Origin of the sequence: Mucilaginibacter sp. L3T2-6, from assembly GCF_030519355.1 — a bacterium.
In the GTDB taxonomy this organism is placed as follows: domain Bacteria; phylum Bacteroidota; class Bacteroidia; order Sphingobacteriales; family Sphingobacteriaceae; genus Mucilaginibacter.
Genome location: NZ_JAUMKC010000024.1, coordinates 23,288 through 40,809 on the forward strand (window position 1 = coordinate 23,288; position 17,522 = coordinate 40,809).

At 43.1% G+C, this 17,522-nt stretch carries 15 protein-coding genes and 1 pseudogene; 5 read left to right on the forward strand and 11 right to left on the reverse strand.

Annotated features, from left to right (window positions below):
* Nucleotides 1-30: 30 nt before the first annotated feature.
* Nucleotides 31-1,029, reverse strand: a complete 999-nt coding sequence (locus tag Q3W13_RS21240; RefSeq protein WP_302867354.1) for an ABC transporter ATP-binding protein — start codon at nucleotides 1,027-1,029, stop codon at nucleotides 31-33.
* 271 nt (nucleotides 1,030-1,300) lie between these two features.
* On the opposite strand from Q3W13_RS21240, the gene Q3W13_RS21245 reads away from it, so the two are divergent.
* Together Q3W13_RS21245 and Q3W13_RS21250 are read left to right on the forward strand one after the other, a co-directional pair.
* A complete protein-coding gene (locus Q3W13_RS21245; protein ID WP_302867356.1) occupies nucleotides 1,301-2,011 on the forward strand; it encodes an SAM-dependent methyltransferase in 711 nt (236 codons plus the stop codon).
* Entirely contained in the window at nucleotides 2,012-3,625 is a 1,614-nt protein-coding gene (locus Q3W13_RS21250) for an FAD-dependent monooxygenase (protein WP_302867358.1), read from the forward strand. It abuts the gene before it with no gap.
* Between the two features lie 2,128 nt (nucleotides 3,626-5,753).
* Here Q3W13_RS21250 and Q3W13_RS21255 read toward each other — a convergent pair.
* From Q3W13_RS21255 to bshA, 5 genes and pseudogenes are all read right to left on the reverse strand, one after another.
* Nucleotides 5,754-6,359 carry a hypothetical protein gene (locus tag Q3W13_RS21255; RefSeq protein WP_302867360.1) on the reverse strand — a complete coding sequence of 202 codons (606 nt, stop codon included), beginning with the start codon at nucleotides 6,357-6,359 and terminating at the stop codon, nucleotides 5,754-5,756.
* A gap of 24 nt (nucleotides 6,360-6,383) precedes the next feature.
* Nucleotides 6,384-6,581, reverse strand: a pseudogene (locus Q3W13_RS25250) (RHS repeat-associated core domain-containing protein); the annotation flags it as partial.
* Nucleotides 6,582-6,617: 36 nt separating this feature from the next.
* A complete protein-coding gene (locus Q3W13_RS21260) occupies nucleotides 6,618-7,544 on the reverse strand; it encodes a DUF6263 family protein (protein ID WP_302867363.1) in 927 nt (308 codons plus the stop codon).
* Between the two features lie 366 nt (nucleotides 7,545-7,910).
* Nucleotides 7,911-8,255 (reverse strand): hypothetical protein, encoded by a 345-nt coding sequence (locus Q3W13_RS21265; protein ID WP_302867364.1) that lies wholly within the window; start codon nucleotides 8,253-8,255, stop codon nucleotides 7,911-7,913.
* Nucleotides 8,256-8,580: 325 nt separating this feature from the next.
* Nucleotides 8,581-9,720, reverse strand: coding sequence for an N-acetyl-alpha-D-glucosaminyl L-malate synthase BshA (bshA, locus tag Q3W13_RS21270; RefSeq protein WP_302867366.1), 1,140 nt, complete (start codon nucleotides 9,718-9,720; stop codon nucleotides 8,581-8,583).
* 271 nt (nucleotides 9,721-9,991) lie between these two features.
* Here bshA and Q3W13_RS21275 point away from each other — a divergent pair, with 271 nt between their 5' ends.
* The 3 genes from Q3W13_RS21275 to recA all read left to right on the forward strand — a co-directional run bounded on the left by Q3W13_RS21275 (nucleotide 9,992) and on the right by recA (nucleotide 12,349).
* Nucleotides 9,992-10,186 carry a hypothetical protein gene (locus Q3W13_RS21275; protein ID WP_302867369.1) on the forward strand — a complete coding sequence of 65 codons (195 nt, stop codon included), beginning with the start codon at nucleotides 9,992-9,994 and terminating at the stop codon, nucleotides 10,184-10,186.
* Between the two features lie 236 nt (nucleotides 10,187-10,422).
* Entirely contained in the window at nucleotides 10,423-11,184 is a 762-nt protein-coding gene (gene nth / locus Q3W13_RS21280) for an endonuclease III (protein WP_302867371.1), read from the forward strand.
* Between the two features lie 157 nt (nucleotides 11,185-11,341).
* On the forward strand, nucleotides 11,342-12,349 hold the full coding sequence (gene recA / locus Q3W13_RS21285; protein WP_302867372.1) for a recombinase RecA: 1,008 nt from the start codon (nucleotides 11,342-11,344) through the stop codon (nucleotides 12,347-12,349).
* 94 nt (nucleotides 12,350-12,443) lie between these two features.
* Here the strand turns inward: recA and Q3W13_RS21290 are convergent, their stop codons facing one another.
* The 5 genes from Q3W13_RS21290 to Q3W13_RS21310 form a co-directional block, all read right to left on the reverse strand.
* A complete protein-coding gene (locus Q3W13_RS21290) occupies nucleotides 12,444-12,905 on the reverse strand; it encodes a nuclear transport factor 2 family protein (protein WP_302867374.1) in 462 nt (153 codons plus the stop codon).
* 5 nt (nucleotides 12,906-12,910) lie between these two features.
* On the reverse strand, nucleotides 12,911-13,372 hold the full coding sequence (locus Q3W13_RS21295; RefSeq protein ID WP_302867376.1) for a RidA family protein: 462 nt from the start codon (nucleotides 13,370-13,372) through the stop codon (nucleotides 12,911-12,913).
* A gap of 32 nt (nucleotides 13,373-13,404) precedes the next feature.
* Complete coding sequence (locus tag Q3W13_RS21300) at nucleotides 13,405-14,019, reverse strand: hypothetical protein (protein WP_302867378.1); 615 nt, start codon at nucleotides 14,017-14,019, stop codon at nucleotides 13,405-13,407.
* Nucleotides 14,020-14,102: 83 nt separating this feature from the next.
* Nucleotides 14,103-15,530, reverse strand: a complete 1,428-nt coding sequence (gene dnaA, locus Q3W13_RS21305; protein WP_302867379.1) for a chromosomal replication initiator protein DnaA — start codon at nucleotides 15,528-15,530, stop codon at nucleotides 14,103-14,105.
* Nucleotides 15,531-15,953: 423 nt separating this feature from the next.
* A complete protein-coding gene (locus tag Q3W13_RS21310) occupies nucleotides 15,954-17,501 on the reverse strand; it encodes a methylmalonyl-CoA mutase (RefSeq protein ID WP_302867381.1) in 1,548 nt (515 codons plus the stop codon).
* Nucleotides 17,502-17,522 lie beyond the last annotated feature (21 nt).

Below are 17,522 nucleotides of genomic sequence, written 5' to 3' on the forward strand. Positions count from 1 at the left end.
CCCACTGCCAACTAAAAACTGTCAAACTGATTAATACTCCAGCCACTTATTCAGTTTCAGGTTGATTTTATCTCCCTCATTGAATTTGCCGAATTGGTCGTTTAACACGCGCATGGTTACGCCATTGTAAACCATAATGAGGTCTTCGTAGCAACCTTTAAAGAGAACCTGCTGAACTTCCCAATCGTTGCTCGTCCATGTTTTGACAGTTTCAATCCACTCGGGATAGATAACTACGTGGTCCGACTTTGTTTTTAACCCACAGACACGGGCTTCATCGCTGGTGAGCACAGTGCAGTTGGTAAGCAATTGTGCAGTGTAAAGGTATTTCGGGTTTTGATAAAGTTCTTTCGGGCTCCCTGATTCCAGAACTTCGCCGTCTTTCAACACAATAAGCTCATCCGCCATCGACAATACTTCGGCTGGGTCATGTGAGACGATGATCACAGTAAGGCCTGTCTCTTTTACTATCTGCCTGATATCCCGCTGAAGGCCTTCGCGGAAAGAAGTATCTACCTGGTTAAATGGCTCATCCAACAGCAATACCTCCGGGCCCGTTACCAGCGCTCTTGCTATGGCCACGCGCTGCTTTTCCCCGCCGCTCAATTCTGCAACTTTCTTTTCGGCGATACGCTTCATTTTCAGCTGCGTGAGCATTTGCTCCGTCTTTAGCTGTTTGGCTTTAAGGTCGGTGCTGGGCAGCATGATGGAGATGTTTTCCTGCACTTTGGCAAACAGGTTGAGATCGTCCGTTTGCTGGGTCACCATCTTCATGGCATCGTGGCCGGGTATCAGCTTTTCTTCCGGCCCCCAGATGCGGTCTCCTTTAAAAGATACCTTACCGCTATCTGGCGATAACAATCCATACAGCAACTTTAGCAGCGTGCTTTTCCCGCTGCCGCTTTCGCCTATTATGGCGGTTATTTTGCCGGGTACAATGCTTAAATCTATTTTCTTTACCCCCGACGCCTGCATGCCCGGATAAACTTTGCTGACTGAATCCGCCTGCAAAAAAGGTGTATTTGCCATTGGAGCAAAGATAGTAGTTTAGTTAGAAAGGTTGTAAACGGCCAACGGTCGCCAGGAGTATTTGGTGTAACATTTGATTAAGTAATGCGTCAGACCGATTCTTAAATACTAGCACATTAATTGAAGAAAATATACTTTATTCTGATCTTTTGCTTACGCTGCATCGGCTTCCTGATGTTTAACCTGTTGACTGGGCCGATATTATAATAGGCAGTACTGATAAGCTTACATAATTGGTGCTAAATCAACCGAAAAACAGCACATTTGTGTTATGCCTTACGGAACGCTTTATTTAATCCCTGTGCCATTGGCCGAACAAGCTGCCGCTAAATCGTTCACACCGTATTTGGTCGCCACCATCAACAGTATAAAAGAGTACATTGTTGAGAATGAAAAAACTGCGCGTAAATTCCTGAAAGAAGCCGGACTAAAAACGCCGCAAAGTGAATTAATTATCCACGATTACGGCAAGCATAACCGTAAAGAAGACACCGCGGAATTTTTTAAAGGTCTGCAGGCAGGAAATAATGTCGGCCTGATGAGCGAGGCGGGTTGCCCCGGCGTTGCCGATCCCGGCGCACAACTGGTTGAGAAAGCCCACCGCATGGGCATAAAAGTTGTTCCCCTGGTTGGGCCAAGCTCCATTTTACTGGCGCTGATGGCCTCCGGCTTTAGCGGACAAAGCTTTGCATTTCATGGTTATCTGCCTATTGATAAAATACAGCGCAGCAAAAAGATAAAGGAGCTGGAAAATCTGTCGGAACGGAACGACCAGACCCAGTTGTTTATAGAAACGCCGTTTCGTAATAACTCCATATTGGAAGAGATTTTAAAAACAGGCAAGCCCGCCACCCGTTTGTGCATTGCCTGCGATCTAACCGCCGAAACGGAATTTATTCAGACCAAAACCATCGCCGAATGGCAAAAGAAGGTGCCTGACTTGCATAAACGCCCTGCAATTTTTTTAATATATCATCGATAAATGTTACCTAGTCAAAACCATACACAAGTATTGATTGTCGGCGCCGGTCCGTCGGGACTGATGATGGCCGCTCAATTGCTGCGAAATGGCGTTCAGCCGCTGATCATCGATATTAAACAAGGCCCTACCGATGAGTCGAAGGCCCTCGCGGTACAGGCGCGCTCATTGGAAATCTACCGGCAGCTGGGCGTGGTTAACCACGCGGTTGAAAACGGCAAACCTGCGGAGGGGGTGATATTTAACGATAATGGAAAGCAGGCAGCTTCGCTGGCCATGCAGAATGTTGGCGAGGGCCTTACCCCATTTCCATATATCCTGCTTTATCAGCAAAGCAAAAACGAGCGCCTCTTGCTTGATTATCTCACCAGGAACGCCTGCCCGGTTTACTGGGAAACAACGCTTACATCGCTTAAACAAACGCCACACCAGGCAGAAGTACAATTGCAGAATGCCGGAGGAACTACCACCATTACCTGCGATTATGTGGTTGGTGCAGATGGCGCACACAGCGCAGTAAGAAAACTTTCTGGCGGGCATTTTAACGGCGAGACCTATGCACATAACTTCTACCTCGCCGATATGGAAGTCGCCAATACAGAAATAAACAGCGACTACGTAAATCTTTTCCTGGCGCGGGGCGGGTTTTCGGCATTTTTCCCTATGGCCGAAGCCGGCCGCTTCCGGGCGCTGGGCAACCTGCCTGTAGAGCTGGAAAATAAGGAGGACCTGGCCATTGAGGACATTCTGCCCGGGCTGGAAAAAACCAGCGGGCTTAATATACATATTAAACATACCTACTGGTTTACCAAATATCGCCTGCATCATCGTATGGCCGATAACTTCCGGATGCAGCGCTGCTTTTTAATTGGCGATGCCGCACATATCCATTCTCCGGTTGGCGGGCAGGGCATGAACACCGGTCTGCAGGATGCTTATAACCTGGCCTGGAAACTGGCCGGCGTGGTAAAGGGCGAAATAAATACAAGGATACTGGAAAGCTACGCTATGGAGCGCATGCCGGTAGCGAAAGCCCTGCTGCGTACCACCGACCGGATGTTTAACCTCATCACCTCCGCCAGCTGGTTCAATACTATTTTTAAGCGCTGGCTAATGCCCTTACTGCTTAAGCTGGCCTGGGGCAGCAAAACCCTGCGCACGGCTTTTTTTAAGCAGGTGTCGCAGATTGCTATCAACTATCGCGACAGCAGGATCAACCTTCACATCAGTCAGTCTTCCAGGATAAAAGCCGGCGACAGGCTGCCGTATCTGGCACTGTACGACGAGAAGCGGCAGGAAGAAACCGACCTGCACGAATGGTGCGCCAAGCCCGGCTTTACGCTGATCACCCTGGGTAAAATGGCGGAAACCGAGCTTTTTGTGCTGGCCAAATGGATTAACAGCAAATACCCCGGCAAGCTCAATTTTTTTCATCTGCCTAAATCAGAAAGGAACCAGCATATCTTCGATGCCTTTGAAGTAAACGAAAAACAAGGCATGTCCGTCATCGTGCGGCCGGATATGTACATCGGCTTTTTAAACGATAAGATAGATACGGTGCTGATGGATAACTATTTGAGGAAGGTGGTGGGGATAGGGGAAGACCACAGTTCATAGTCCATGGACGATGGCGAAAAACGGGAATACATTAGTTCAGCCTGTTTTTTGGGTTTACGGAAGGTTTACAGTTTTTTCAAGGTTGCAGGCAGTAAGTGTTTGTTTTTCAATATTTTATAGTGAAACAGAATGGTTGCACCTGTAACCATAAAAAGTGTTCCGTTTGTCTGCACACGGAACACCCCGAACGTTACGTAACTTGTTGATTATTAATGTTTTTTGTTTTGTCGTAATTGTAAATTGCTAAAAATCAGTTATTTAGTGTTTGGTGTCACAGCGCACGGTACTTAATGTCAGCTATGGCGTCGATTGTTTTGGTTAACTTCACGTCTATCAGCCATACGTTAGTCCGGACTTATAATATTTATAATCCCGGACTACAATAATGAGGATTTGTAATCCCGGTCCGTTACAAATCAACCAAAATTTGATCGAGGATTGCAAATCCCGACCAACGGGAAAAGGCATTACAAACGCATAAGCAGCACTTATTAGCGCTTGTTCTTCCCTTATATCAAATATAGTCAATTGCGAGCGAAGAATAGATCACTTGCTGAAAACGAAAAACTTTGTGCATTAAAAATCTTAAATTTCCATTTCCAAAATATGCTGATTGCAAACGACGAAACAGCATTGTCAGTATAATCAGGATTTAATAGTAGACACAGTCTACGGACAGCCGGTCAGAATACTGCAATTCTATCGATTTTTATAATATATAGATGTTAAAATTAAAATAATTGCAAAAGAATCTCTAAATATCCACCAATATTGCGGCTGGCTAGAACTCAGAAAATCAAAATATATCATAACAACCAAGAATAAACCGCTAGTAATAACCAAAAATAAATTCGCTTTTGTCACTTTCATTTTGTTTAACTTGAAATTTCATTTTTCCCGTTGCGGGGCGGCTTGGTATTCCGTTTGGTTTGCTTTTTTCTTTGTCAGCTATTTCAATAGTATAACTTTTGACGAAGCATCTACATTACCACAATAAGACCTGCACTTACCCAACGATTTATCGGGCGCAAAATCAATTACTAGCTTCGTACTATCCTGCTTTGACAAGCTACAGATAAGATACTTGTCCAAGTAAGTCAAGTTCTTCTTTTTGCCTTTACTTAAATATGTAATTCTAAAACTGCTTTGACTTTTAAAGTCCAAGGCCGTTTTAATTAAGCTCAAACCATCTATAAAATACGCGTAATTATTCATAATTAATGGATTGCATGTGTTTTTAAGCTGTCTTGCGAAAGCTTTAACCGAGTTGTTACTTAAGTTCAGTATATATCCGTTACCTTCATTATTACCATCCTCATCAACATATGTAAAAATTGAAAACAGTAGGTAATTTTTATCAAAAAAGACTTTACTTATTCCTTTAATATGTTTTTTCGACAATATCATTTTACCTTTTATCGTAACCAAATAAGGTATAAGAGTCTTCCGATTCCTCTTTTACAATTAGCTTTATTCCTTTAGAGGTTATATTCAATGTATTATTATCATCGAAGTCAAGTACTTTAATTCCACTGAAATTTGTAAGGTTAAAGGTCGAAGTATCTTTACCATTAGGAAAACCAAGTGCACTTAAAGAACACATCGGGAATTTTTAATTATAAACCTATTCTTTAACGAATTGCCTTGGGCTATTACACTATAAAGCACCAATACCCCCAATGCAATTCCTAATTTTTTACTACTCATCATCCTTTCTCTTTTTATCCTGTATCATTTAAGATAATCTCTTATTGCTTGAACTTCGCTGTCGGACAATCTGGTCCCATGAACTGTAACATCCGTTCCATTAACATTAACTGTTAACGTTACGTCTGTTTCTTTATTGGGGTCATATATTGGTAAACCATTAACTCCCTCCGTTAGTCCGGATTTATAATCCCCGGACTGCAATAACGGGGATTTGTAATCCCGGTACGCAATGTATTTAAAATCTCGCTGATTACAAATCAACCAAAATTTGATCTGGGATTGCAAATCCCAGCCAACGGGAGGTTTTGTCGGTTTATTTAACCTTGTTTTTTCTTCGTTTTTACAGTTGCCTTTTTAGTTTTTATACTATCGGCAAAAGCGTAGGGGTTGATCTGTCGCGATTAGAAAACTATTTTTTTTAATGAAGTATACTTTCTATATGCTTTTTTATGTGCTTAATTAATGTAGCGGTACTTTGATAACCAACGTCAAAAGAAGATACTATTTTAATATTCTTTATCAATTGCATAAATGTTTCTTCACCTAAATATCCTGTTAACGCAATATCAATAGCTGTATTAATAGTATCATTGTCACCATCAACGGCATCAATCATAATATCCATATCAAAAGTTTCATCCTGAAATTCATATAAGATATATTTCCAATTATTACTATCCACTAAAATCTCTTTTCCCATTTCATTCCTCATTTTCCATATTCCTTGCCAATCACTTTTTGGTGGCTTCGAAGGCAGAAAATGCCAACCAGCGCATTTAGGCGCATTTTTAACAAACTCACGGGTAAATTCTAACTTAGCAGTATCCAAGTTTGGAGAAATTGTGAAATAATATGTCTCCTCTTTCCATGGGCCTATTTCCCAATCAAAGCGGCCAAACTTATTTATACGACTATCTATTTGATATATCAAATCACTCCTTGTCGGGTCGACTAATAAATCTTTTGAGACCGATTTAAACCAGTCCCAAAACTTAATTAAACTATCTGAATCTATTTTTTCCAAAGTATTTTTATTTAGCTTAATTAACTATAAACTTGTTTTACCGGTCTTTGCATCTTGCTCTAATGTAAAGTATTTCGCTTCCTCTCTATCTAAATCTATACTAGCTATTGGACTATTACTTGCAAACTGATATGGGGTTAGTTCAGGATACTTGACTGTTAGCTGATCTACGCTTAAAAACCTCCCTACTCTCGCATCATATATCCTCGCCCCATAATCATATTGGCCGAACTCCCCGGGTTCGTCCGATAATAAACCTTACTTCCCGCTCGTAGTTATATCACCAATTATCGACATTGGGAATTTGATACCGCCGGGAATTTTGGGCGAATCCTTAATGTCAGCTATGCCGTCGATTGTTTTGGTTATCTTTACCTCTATCAGCCAGCACGTGTTTTTGTCGAGTTTAAGATCGGTTGTTGATTTACCTTTTATATCGATAAAACGCATCTCCATCCCGTTTGCCGATCGGTAACCCGGGTTGGCCGAAACCGCGCCCACTGTGGCATCGCCATGTATAACATAAGCATCGTTAGTTACTGCGTTGAGTGCGTAGGTCGTGTTAACCTTTGCCGCCATGCCCGACGACTCTAAAACGGTGGACGCCGTCCATGTGTCATTTAAACCAACCTTTTTTACCGGAAACATAGCAAAGGCATCCTGGAAAGCCCCTTTAAGAGATTTTTCGCCGAACGATTGCGCCATTTGTGTTTTAAATTGCGCCTTTTGTGCATCGGTAGCCTCGGGGACATTTGCAGTCATATTCTCGTATAGTTTCTCCATGCCGGTTACCGAGAGCACTTTCCCGGTCCGCGTAATCGACATATAGAAAGGCACATTTATTACACTTGCCATTAGCTTATCCAGCAGGCTGTTTCCACCGCCACCTGCTGAGTTCATATTTACATGCATGGCCCCAACTTTCATACTTACAGAAAGACTGGCATATTTTACTTCCATATCATAAACAGAATCTTTAATCGCTGTTACCTTGTGGGCGATCCGGCCACCCATTATCATTTCGATGGTTTGCTTTTGGCCGGTTATATCCTGTATTATAGTAAGGCTGCTGCTGCTGTTGAGGTAATAGGTGCTGTCTTTCTGGAGGTTAAGCGCCAGTTTAAATTTTTGTGCGAAAGTGCTAACGCTGATCAGCAGCAACGCCGGGAGTATAAGGTTTTTCATTTAAGGATGAAGATGGGGAAAATTTTGGCAGCGGGCGTATAATTTTATTGAAAAACTTTTTCCCTTTTGCGCGGGTATGAAGGGCCGCCCGGGCGCAATGGCTTATCGTGACACCCAAGGCACTATGGTGTACCTTGCTTACGGCTCTGTCGATTTCCCTAAAACACAGTAGCCCGCTTGTTTTGTAAGCGCGCTACGGGTTTTGTTCTCCTGCATTTTCTCTAACTGTCCTGCGTAGCTCGGGTAGCTTTGCGCTTTGGCCAGCCCGACATAACGCGCGCTTGAATGAGAGTTACCATGGGTATGGCGCTTTCCGCAGCAGAGCTCCGGTTGTTCCAGTCCGCCACAATAAGACGCTTAATCTTGTTATCCCGATAAAATAACGTAATCCCCCTCGTTAGCCGAAGACAAATAGTGTTCATACGATTCCATCGCCCGAGACACTTGAATAACATCTTTTTTAATAATTATGTCATATTCCTTTAAATTTTCGGTATTGCAAAATGGACAGACCGCCTCTTCTGCTAAACCATAAACTTTGACTAAAGGCAGATTGGGTATGCCCTTGTCATTTCCTCCCCATCTAATGGTATCGCCGATTTTATATCGGAATAACCAAGTGTCCCCAAAGCTAAATTGTATACTGATTTTAATTCGTTTATTGCAATTTACGCAAACAATGGCTTCCTGTAAAATATTATACATTCCCATATTAAAATGCTGATTGGTCCTCCGGACTGCAAAATAGGGATTTGTAATTTCCCATCCTGATTCAAATTGAGCAACGTGTAACTTAGACCTAAATTCACCAAGCGTCCTGCTTGCGACGCACGATTGACTTGGTTATGCTATCAAAATGTCGTTCAATTAGTTTCGGGATTATGCGACAGGTGCTGCAATTTGGGCCACGGTAATGTTTTAGATAGCTAAATTGGAAGCTAAATATTGGGGGGGCTGATTAATAATGTTAAACCTGGCCGGAAAAGAGGAGAGCCCGGCCCCGGCGCAAAGCCGGTCTTCCTAATCTAACAAATATTTACGCTTTCTCTTTTAGCTTTTCCAGCACTTCCAGGTAATAATTCTCGTACACCGGGAGAATGTTCGCCAAATCAAACTTTTTCGCGCGTGCCAGGGCGTTTTCCTTAAAAGTTTTCAGGCGTTCGTCGTCCTCCAGGATGTAGATAGCTTTTTCAGCCATGCCGTTAACATCCCCCACGTTTTTTAAGAACCCGGTCTCGCCATCTGCATTCAGTTCAGGCAAACCTCCCGCGTTGGAACTGATAACAGGCACTTTACAGGCCATTGCCTCAAGTGCGGCCAGGCCGAAGCTCTCCGACTCCGAGGGCATAAGGAATAGATCCGATACGGATAGTATTTCTTCAATGGCATCCTGCTTACCTAAAAAGCGTACCTCGTCGCAAACATTCAGGTCGCGGGCCAGCTGTTCGCATTGCGACCGCTCCACGCCGTCGCCAACCATCAGCAGTTTAGCCGGTATTTTCTCAACTATTTTAGCAAATATCCTGATGACATCGGCAGTGCGCTTTACCTTGCGGAAGTTAGACGTATGGATGATGATCTTTTCGCCATTCGGCGCAATGGCTTTCTTGAAATGGTCTTTGGGCTTCAGGTTAAAGCGGTTAAGGTCGATAAAGTTGGGGATCACCCGGATATCATTCTCTATCTCAAAAAAGTCAAAAGTATCGTTGCGCAAATGTTCAGATACGGCCGTAACCCCGTCTGATTTATTAATGGAAAAGGTAACTACCGGCTTAAAAGTGCGGTCTTTGCCAACCAGCGTTATATCGGTGCCGTGCAGGGTGGTAACTACAGGTATATAAATACCATAGGTCATCAGTATTTGCTTAGCCATAAAAGCAGCCGAAGCGTGCGGAATAGCGTAATGTACATGCAGCAGGTCTAATTTTTCAAACCGTACAACATCAACCAGCCGGCTTGCCAGCGCAAGTTCATAAGGCGGAAAGTCGAACAAAGGATAGTTGGAAACAGATACTTCGTGATAAAAAAGGTTTTCCGAAAACAGGTCGAGCCGGGCGGGCTGGTTATAAGTAACAAAGTGTACCTGGTGACCGCGATCGGCAAGCGCCTTGCCCAGCTCGGTGGCTACAACCCCGCTTCCGCCAAAGGTTGGATAGCAAACTATTCCAATTTTCATTAAAGTTATTTAAGTGATAACGAACCGGCTTTAAGCGAATGTTTTGCCCAGGCTGATTTTTTATACAAGTTTAACAGCAATTTATTGGAATAGTGTTATGCGGATGTAAAATGATTGGAGCGGAGTGCAAAGTACTTCACATCATTTCGCTTCTAAGTTTGCTGCCTATCCGGATAAAAAAATTAAATTTCATTTAATTTTCATCTTGATAAAATATTATATTTATAACATCGTTTAGTATCTGTATAAACCTAAAAAAAGAAGACCGCTTATGGATGAAACTTTTACAACGACTTTAAATTTACTGACTGACAAAGCCATGGTGAACGAGGAATTACAGGAGAACCTGGAAGGCGACGACTTGATGTTCTATCACTCATTACGGGCTGATCTGGACCTTCTCAAGAAGAACCCAAGGGTTCAAACTATCCACCACATTCTCGATTATTCAAAGAGCTTAAAGTAACAGTATCTGCCACTTCACTGGTTCACGGGTCACAGCTGTTTCTAAAGGGAGGGTCTGCGGCTTGTGAACCTTTCTATTTTCCGGTAATTTGAGGGTGTTTAGCACCCTTAGCCGGTTAGCGCACATTTAGGGCAAATCCTTTTTCTGTATTTGTTATATATTGATGATTATTGCAAAATCTATCGTTGGCGTAAATAACCAATGACTGATGACTAATGACCAGTGACCAATGACCAATGACAAAGCAGGAACGCTATAAACATTTCGTAGAATATTTTTCAAAACACCAGCCCAACGCCGAAACCGAGCTGCATTACGGTAACCCGTTCCAGTTGCTCATAGCGGTTATTCTTTCGGCGCAATGTACCGATAAGCGCATTAACCAGGTTACTCCTGCTCTTTTTGAGCGGTACCCAACCCCTGAATCCCTGGCTAATTCAACGCCCGAAGAAGTTTTTACTTATATCCGCAGTGTAAGCTATCCCAACAATAAGGCGAAACATTTGGTAGGTATGGCCAAAATTTTGGTTGATGTTTTTAAGGGCGAGGTACCTTCAGCGGTAGAAGATCTGCAGAAGATGCCCGGAGTTGGCCGCAAGACAGCCAATGTAATTTCGTCGGTAGTTTTTGCTGCGCCGGCTATCGCCGTCGATACGCATGTGTTCCGCGTTTCCGGCCGCATTGGCCTTACTACAAAAGCCCGTACCCCTTTAGCTGTTGAAAAGCAGCTGATGGAGTTCCTGCCGAAAGAAACCCTTGGCGTCGCTCATCACTGGCTGATATTGCATGGCCGCTATATCTGTGTGGCCCGTAATCCTAAATGCGAAATATGCCCCATCAGCTGGTTTTGCCGGTATTATGCCCGTACGCACACAGAAGCTTATTTATTAAAGGCGGAGACCGCGAGAATTAAAAAAGCGGAACAACAAAAAAAGCTGGCTAAATTAAACAAGATAGCCAAGGAGTTGAAGAAAAGAAGTGTTGATAACAATGGTTGATTGAGTTGAATAAGTTTGCTAAGTTTATTTGTTGGAAAATGCGATCAATCGGCTAATCAAAACCTCATCACCACAACAACCAAACAAATTAAAATATTACTAAAAAAATTAGCATTTATCAAAAACAGTATTTATATTTGCCTATAGAATTTTTAAAATGAGCAGTTCAGATAAATTAAAAGCATTACAGCTAACCTTAGATAAGCTGGAAAAATCATACGGCAAAGGCACCATTATGAAGCTGGGTGATTCCGTTATTGAAAACACCGAAGTTATATCGACCGGCTCTTTAGGCCTTGATATTGCCCTGGGTGTAGGCGGTTTACCAAAGGGCCGTATTATCGAAATATACGGACCAGAGTCGTCAGGTAAAACTACACTGGCTATCCATGCCATTGCCGAATCTCAGCGTAACGGTGGCATAGCTGCTTTTATTGACGCAGAACATGCTTTCGATCGTTTTTATGCGAAAAAATTGGGAGTGGACGTAGAGAACCTGCTGATCTCTCAACCCGATAACGGCGAACAGGCGCTCGAAATTGCTGACAACCTGATCCGTTCCGGCGCTATCGACATTTTGGTAATCGACTCGGTTGCTGCCCTGGTTCCTAAAGCCGAAATAGAAGGTGAGATGGGCGACTCGAAAATGGGTTTGCATGCCCGCCTGATGTCTCAGGCTTTGCGAAAGCTAACCGGTACCATCAGTAAAACCGGATGCTGCTGTATTTTTATTAACCAGTTGCGCGATAAAATCGGCGTAATGTTTGGCAATCCTGAAACAACTACCGGTGGTAATGCGCTTAAGTTTTATGCTTCGGTGCGTTTGGATGTGCGCCGTATTTCGCAGATAAAAGATACAGATGAAGTATCAGGCAACCGCGTAAAAGTAAAAATTGTAAAAAATAAAGTGGCCCCTCCGTTCCGCGTTGCCGAGTTTGATATTATGTTTGGCGAGGGCATTTCCAAAGCAGGCGAAATTATCGACCTGGGCGTTGATCATAATATCATCAAAAAAGCAGGCTCATGGTTCAGCTACGGCGAAACCCGCCTTGGCCAGGGCCGCGATGCTGTTAAACAGCTGATACTGGATAACCCGGAACTGATGGAAGAACTGGAAACTAAGATAAAAGAAACGGTAACCGGTGACCAGCTGGTAGAAGAATAACGTCGATTTTACCGATTTAAAAAAAGTGATTAAAGCAAAGCCCTGGCATTGCAAAATTTGCCGGGGCTTTTTATTGAATAAGTTGTGAGTTGCACTATTCAATACAGTTATCCTTCCTGCGTGTATCCACGATGTAAATAATTTTCCAGCCTGATGCGGTTTTCATCAATGAGAATACGTCCACGCCGCAATGGCTGAATTTGTCGCCCACGTAAAACTTGTATGGCGCCCATACACTGGCTAAGTCGCCATCAATTTTAATATCATTAAAAGTAATGCGCTCGTCGTAAACCGCATTATGCGGTGTGCCTATGGCCCTGGCAAAATCATCTGCGCTGTCCACCGAAATAACCGTTTTTCCGGCCTTATCACTCGAAACACTTTGCAATACCATTTCCTTCGCAAAAACGGTCCTGATCAAAGCGCTGTCGCCTTTGCGCATGCCGTCGAATAAGGTGTTGATGGCCTGTTTAACGCCATCGGTGGCGGACTGCTGGGCAAATGCACCGCAGCTTATAAATGCAGCTACCGCTAGTGTAAGTAAAATCTTCTTCATAATGTTCAATTTTTTGTGTTGGCAATTCCGTCTATTTCTATCATTACATCTTTGTTAAAAAGCGCCTTTACGCCAATTAAGGTAGATACCGGTGGCTTATCAGTTACAAAATCCTTCAGATACTTTCTAAGCACCGCCAGCTTATCTGGATTTAAATCTACTACATAAATGCTGATTTTCACCAAATCGGCTGTCGTGGCATCTGCAGCGGCAAGTACAGTCCTGAAATTGTCCAGGGTTCTTTTCACCTGCGCATCAAAATCACCTTTGCCTACAATTTCCTTTTTGTCGTTAACTGCGGTTTGCCCGGCAATGTAGATGGTATGGCCGCCCGTTACTTTAATTGCTTGTGAGTAGCCATTTGAAAGCGGCGGCAAGGCCCCGGGGTTGATGAATTGTTTTTGCTGGGCATAACAACATAAGGCAGTCAATATCATAGTCGATATTAAGGTCAGTATCTTTCTCATAAACTGGGATTATAGTGAACAGATAAAGTTAGCTATTTGCTGGGGTTCGCATAAGTAAGCCGGTCAATTATAATGGAAACTAAAAAACTACATGCAATTGCCAGGATTGAAATCTTCGTTAGCAGTTTCATAGGCGTTAAAAAACGATCTGTCAAATTTTTTCGCGTTTCCCCGGCAACTATTTTCTTTATTTTTCCTGAAACAAATTGATTGTTAACAAAATAAAAGGTTATAAAAGCGTGCAATAGAAGTATTAAAACAATCAGGGCGCGGCCATGAAGCTGCGACTGGCGTAAGGGACCGGAATTAAATCCACGATGCGTGTACACATGATCCGCTATAGTGCCCCATGCTACATACAGGAAATATGCCATCGTAAAAACGGCAGGTATCAAAGCGTTTAATTGAAAAAAGCCCGGCTTGATATTGGAAACATTGATAAAGCCGCTCACCAGATACGTTTGGTAACATATAACCAGGGCCATGCCAAATGTTGTTAACAAGTTTGCTATTGCGAAGTCAATGCGTTGATCAGCTCCGCCGGAATAAGAGAGCCTCATAAAAAGTTCGCCGGCGGCAAAAGGCAAAAAAAGCAAGATGGTTTGCCAAAGGTTTAGTTTAGCAGGCATTTCAAGAGTAATTTTCACTAATGTAGCGTTTGAAATGGTGGTATGCAAAAAAGCCCTGCACAAAAAAAGTACAGGGCCTCAAATCATTATTATAAGATCAGTTAGGACATTTTAAGCTTCTTCTGAATATCGGCTACGTAGCCTTTGAATTTTTTATCGGTATCAATCAAATCTTCTACGGTCTGGCAGGCATAGATAACCGTAGAGTGGTCGCGGCCGCCAAAGAAATGACCGATAGATTTAAGCGAGCTTTTGGTGTGTGCCTTCGCCAGGTACATAGAGATCTGTCGGGCCTGTACAATCTCGCGTTTGCGGGTTTGCGATTTTACCATTTCGATAGGTACCTCGAAGTACTCGCAAACCAGGTTCTGGATGTACTCCATCGAGATCTCCTTCGAAGAGTTCTTCACAAAGTTTTTCAACATTTGTTTAGCCAGGTTCAGATCGATCTCCTTGCGGTTCAGGGTTGACTGGGCCAGTAAGGAAACCATTGCGCCTTCCAGTTCACGCACATTATTATCGATGTTATGTGCAACGTATTCTATCACATCGTTTGACAATTCGATGCCATCCTGGTAAGTCTTATTTTTAAGGATGGCCATGCGGGTTTCCAGGTCAGGGACTTGTAAGTCGGCCGAAAGCCCCCATTTAAATCGGGATAGTAAACGCTCTTCCAGGCCAGCGAGGTCTTTGGGTGCTTTATCCGATGTTATAATAACCTGTTTGCCTGATTGGTGCAGGTGATTAAAGATGTGGAAGAAGAAATCCTGGGTCTTTTCTTTACCGGCAAAGTTATGCACATCGTCCATGATCAGCACATCAATAGCCTGGTAAAAGTTCACAAAGTCGTTAATGTTATTATGCTTCAGTGCATCAACAAACTGCTGGGTGAATTTCTCGCACGATACATATAATACCAACTTATCAGGCAGCGAATTTTTAATTTCGTTACCGATAGCCTGGGCAAGGTGTGTTTTACCTAAGCCTACACCGCCATATATCATCAGCGGGTTGAATGAGGTTCCGCCCGGCTTTGCAGCCACGGCATAGCCGGCCGAACGGGCGAGCCTGTTACAATCGCCCTCTACAAAGTTAGCAAAGGTGTAATTACGGTTAAGCTGCGGGTCTACATTCAGCTTTTTTAATCCGGGGATTACGAAAGGATTTTTGATGTCCTTATTTATTGAAATCGGTATCGGCATCGACTGATTTTTTGCTTCAGCGCCATTCCCGTTTGAGGGTAAATTTGTGGTGTATGGCTTGCTGGATGATGACTGTTCTACTACTATATTATACTCCAAACGCCCATCGTCGCCTAATTGTTTTTTAATCGTCTTGCGCAATAGCCCAACATAATGTTCTTCTAACCATTCGTAAAAAAATAAACTTGGCACCTGAATGGTAAGTACGCTTCCTTCCATCCTTAAAGCTTTAATTGGTTCGAACCAGGTTTTAAAGCTTTGTGCCGGTATGTTGTCTTTTATGATTTGAAGGCAGCTATTCCAAACAGAAGTACAAGTTTTTTCCATATGTAAAATTTTAAAATATTGATTTCCAACCCCCAGCGAAACACAATTTGGAACTGCTACGGAACATCGAATATTCTAAAAAAAAGTGGATAAAAAAATTAATTTTCAACATTTTTAGTAAATAAATTTCTCAAATAACAGGGCGTTTTTTAGGGGAATTTGAAGATAAAATATTATACTTCGCGCCAGCAATATCTCGTTGATTATCTATTTAACTAAACCAATATTTTTTTAATTATTTATCGCATTCCGAAGCCCGAATGTGCTTTCCTATCTGGGTTTAAAGGTCAATAAGTTGACAGTTTTTAAGCTATAATAACCAACGGGATCAGGGATGGTTTAACTTTTTTGCAATAAATGTTACTGCTTTTTAAAGACACGGCATAGCCCTGAATACAAACCGGTTAATAAAATATTTTGTCCCTAATATTCGCCAAAAATACTCCGTAACACGTCGGATATTTCTCCGAGGGTAGCGTAAGCCTCAACGGACCTTAAGATGTAAGGCATCAGGTTTTCGCTGCCTTCGGCAGCTCTGCCAAGTTCATGCAGACAGTCAGCAACGGCTTTGGCATTTCTGGTGCTTTTCAGCCTTTCAATTTTTTCCGATTGGGTCTTCCGTATAGCGTCATCAACCCTGAAAACACTAACGTGGCTTTCTTCAGCTTCTGTGAATTTGTTAACTCCTACTAACACTTTTTCACCACTTTCAATATCCTGTTGATATTCGTATGCCGACCGCGCAATTTCCTGCTGGATGTAATCCTGCTCAATTGCTTTTACCGAACCGCCCATGGCGTCTATCTTATCTATATATACCTGCGCCCCCTGTTCCAGCTCATTGGTAAGGGCCTCTATAAAATAAGAACCGGCGAGAGGATCGACGGTGTCTGTCACCCCGCTTTCAAATGCGATAATCTGCTGGGTACGCAGCGCTATTTTTGCTGCCGCCTCTGTTGGTAATGAAATGGCTTCGTCGTATCCGTTGGTATGTAATGATTGCGTTCCGCCTAAAACCGCTGCCAGTGCCTGGTTACTAACCCGAACAATATTGTTCATGGGCTGCTGTGCCGTTAGAGTTGAGCCCCCGGTTTGGGTATGAAAGCGGAGCTTTTGGGCGCCCGGGTCGGTAGCGCCAAGCGCTTTGGTGATATGTGCCCACATGCGGCGGGCTGCCCTGAACTTGGCTATTTCTTCAAAAAAATTGTTATGGCAATTAAAGAAGAACGAAAGCCTTTTAGCAAACACGTTTATATCAAGTCCTTTCTGCAGCGCAGCCTTTAAATAAGCCTTTCCGTTTGCCAGCGTAAATGCCAGTTCCTGCACGGCAGTAGAACCTGCCTCACGGATATGGTAGCCGGATATAGATATGGTATTCCATTTAGGTACCTCTTTGCTGCAATATTCAAATACATCTGTAATTAAGCGCATGGAAGCCTCGGGCGGATATATATAGGTACCGCGCGCGGCATACTCTTTTAGTATATCGTTTTGTATGGTGCCTGAGATTTGTTTGATATCTGCACCCTGCTTTTTAGCCAATGCGATATACATACATAATAATATAGGTGCGGTAGCATTGATCGTCATTGAGGTAGTGATGTTCTGCAGCTGAATACCGTCAAAAAGAATCTCCATATCCTGCAGCGAATCGATAGCCACCCCAACTTTGCCTACTTCGCCTTCCGCGAGTTCATGGTCAGAATCATAACCAATCTGTGTCGGCAGATCAAAGGCGACGGAAAGACCCATTGTTCCCTGGCTAAGCAGGTAGTGATATCTTTTGTTTGATTCTTCCGCAGTTGAAAATCCCGCATACTGCCGCATGGTCCAGGGCTTACCCCGGTACATATCTTTCTGAATACCCCTTGTAAATGGAAATTCACCCGGCCGCTCATTCATTGCAGACGGTGTGCAATAAACTTCCTTTATTTCAATACCGGATGTGGTGGTAAATTTCTTATCGCTCATATATGCATTCAACTAATCGCT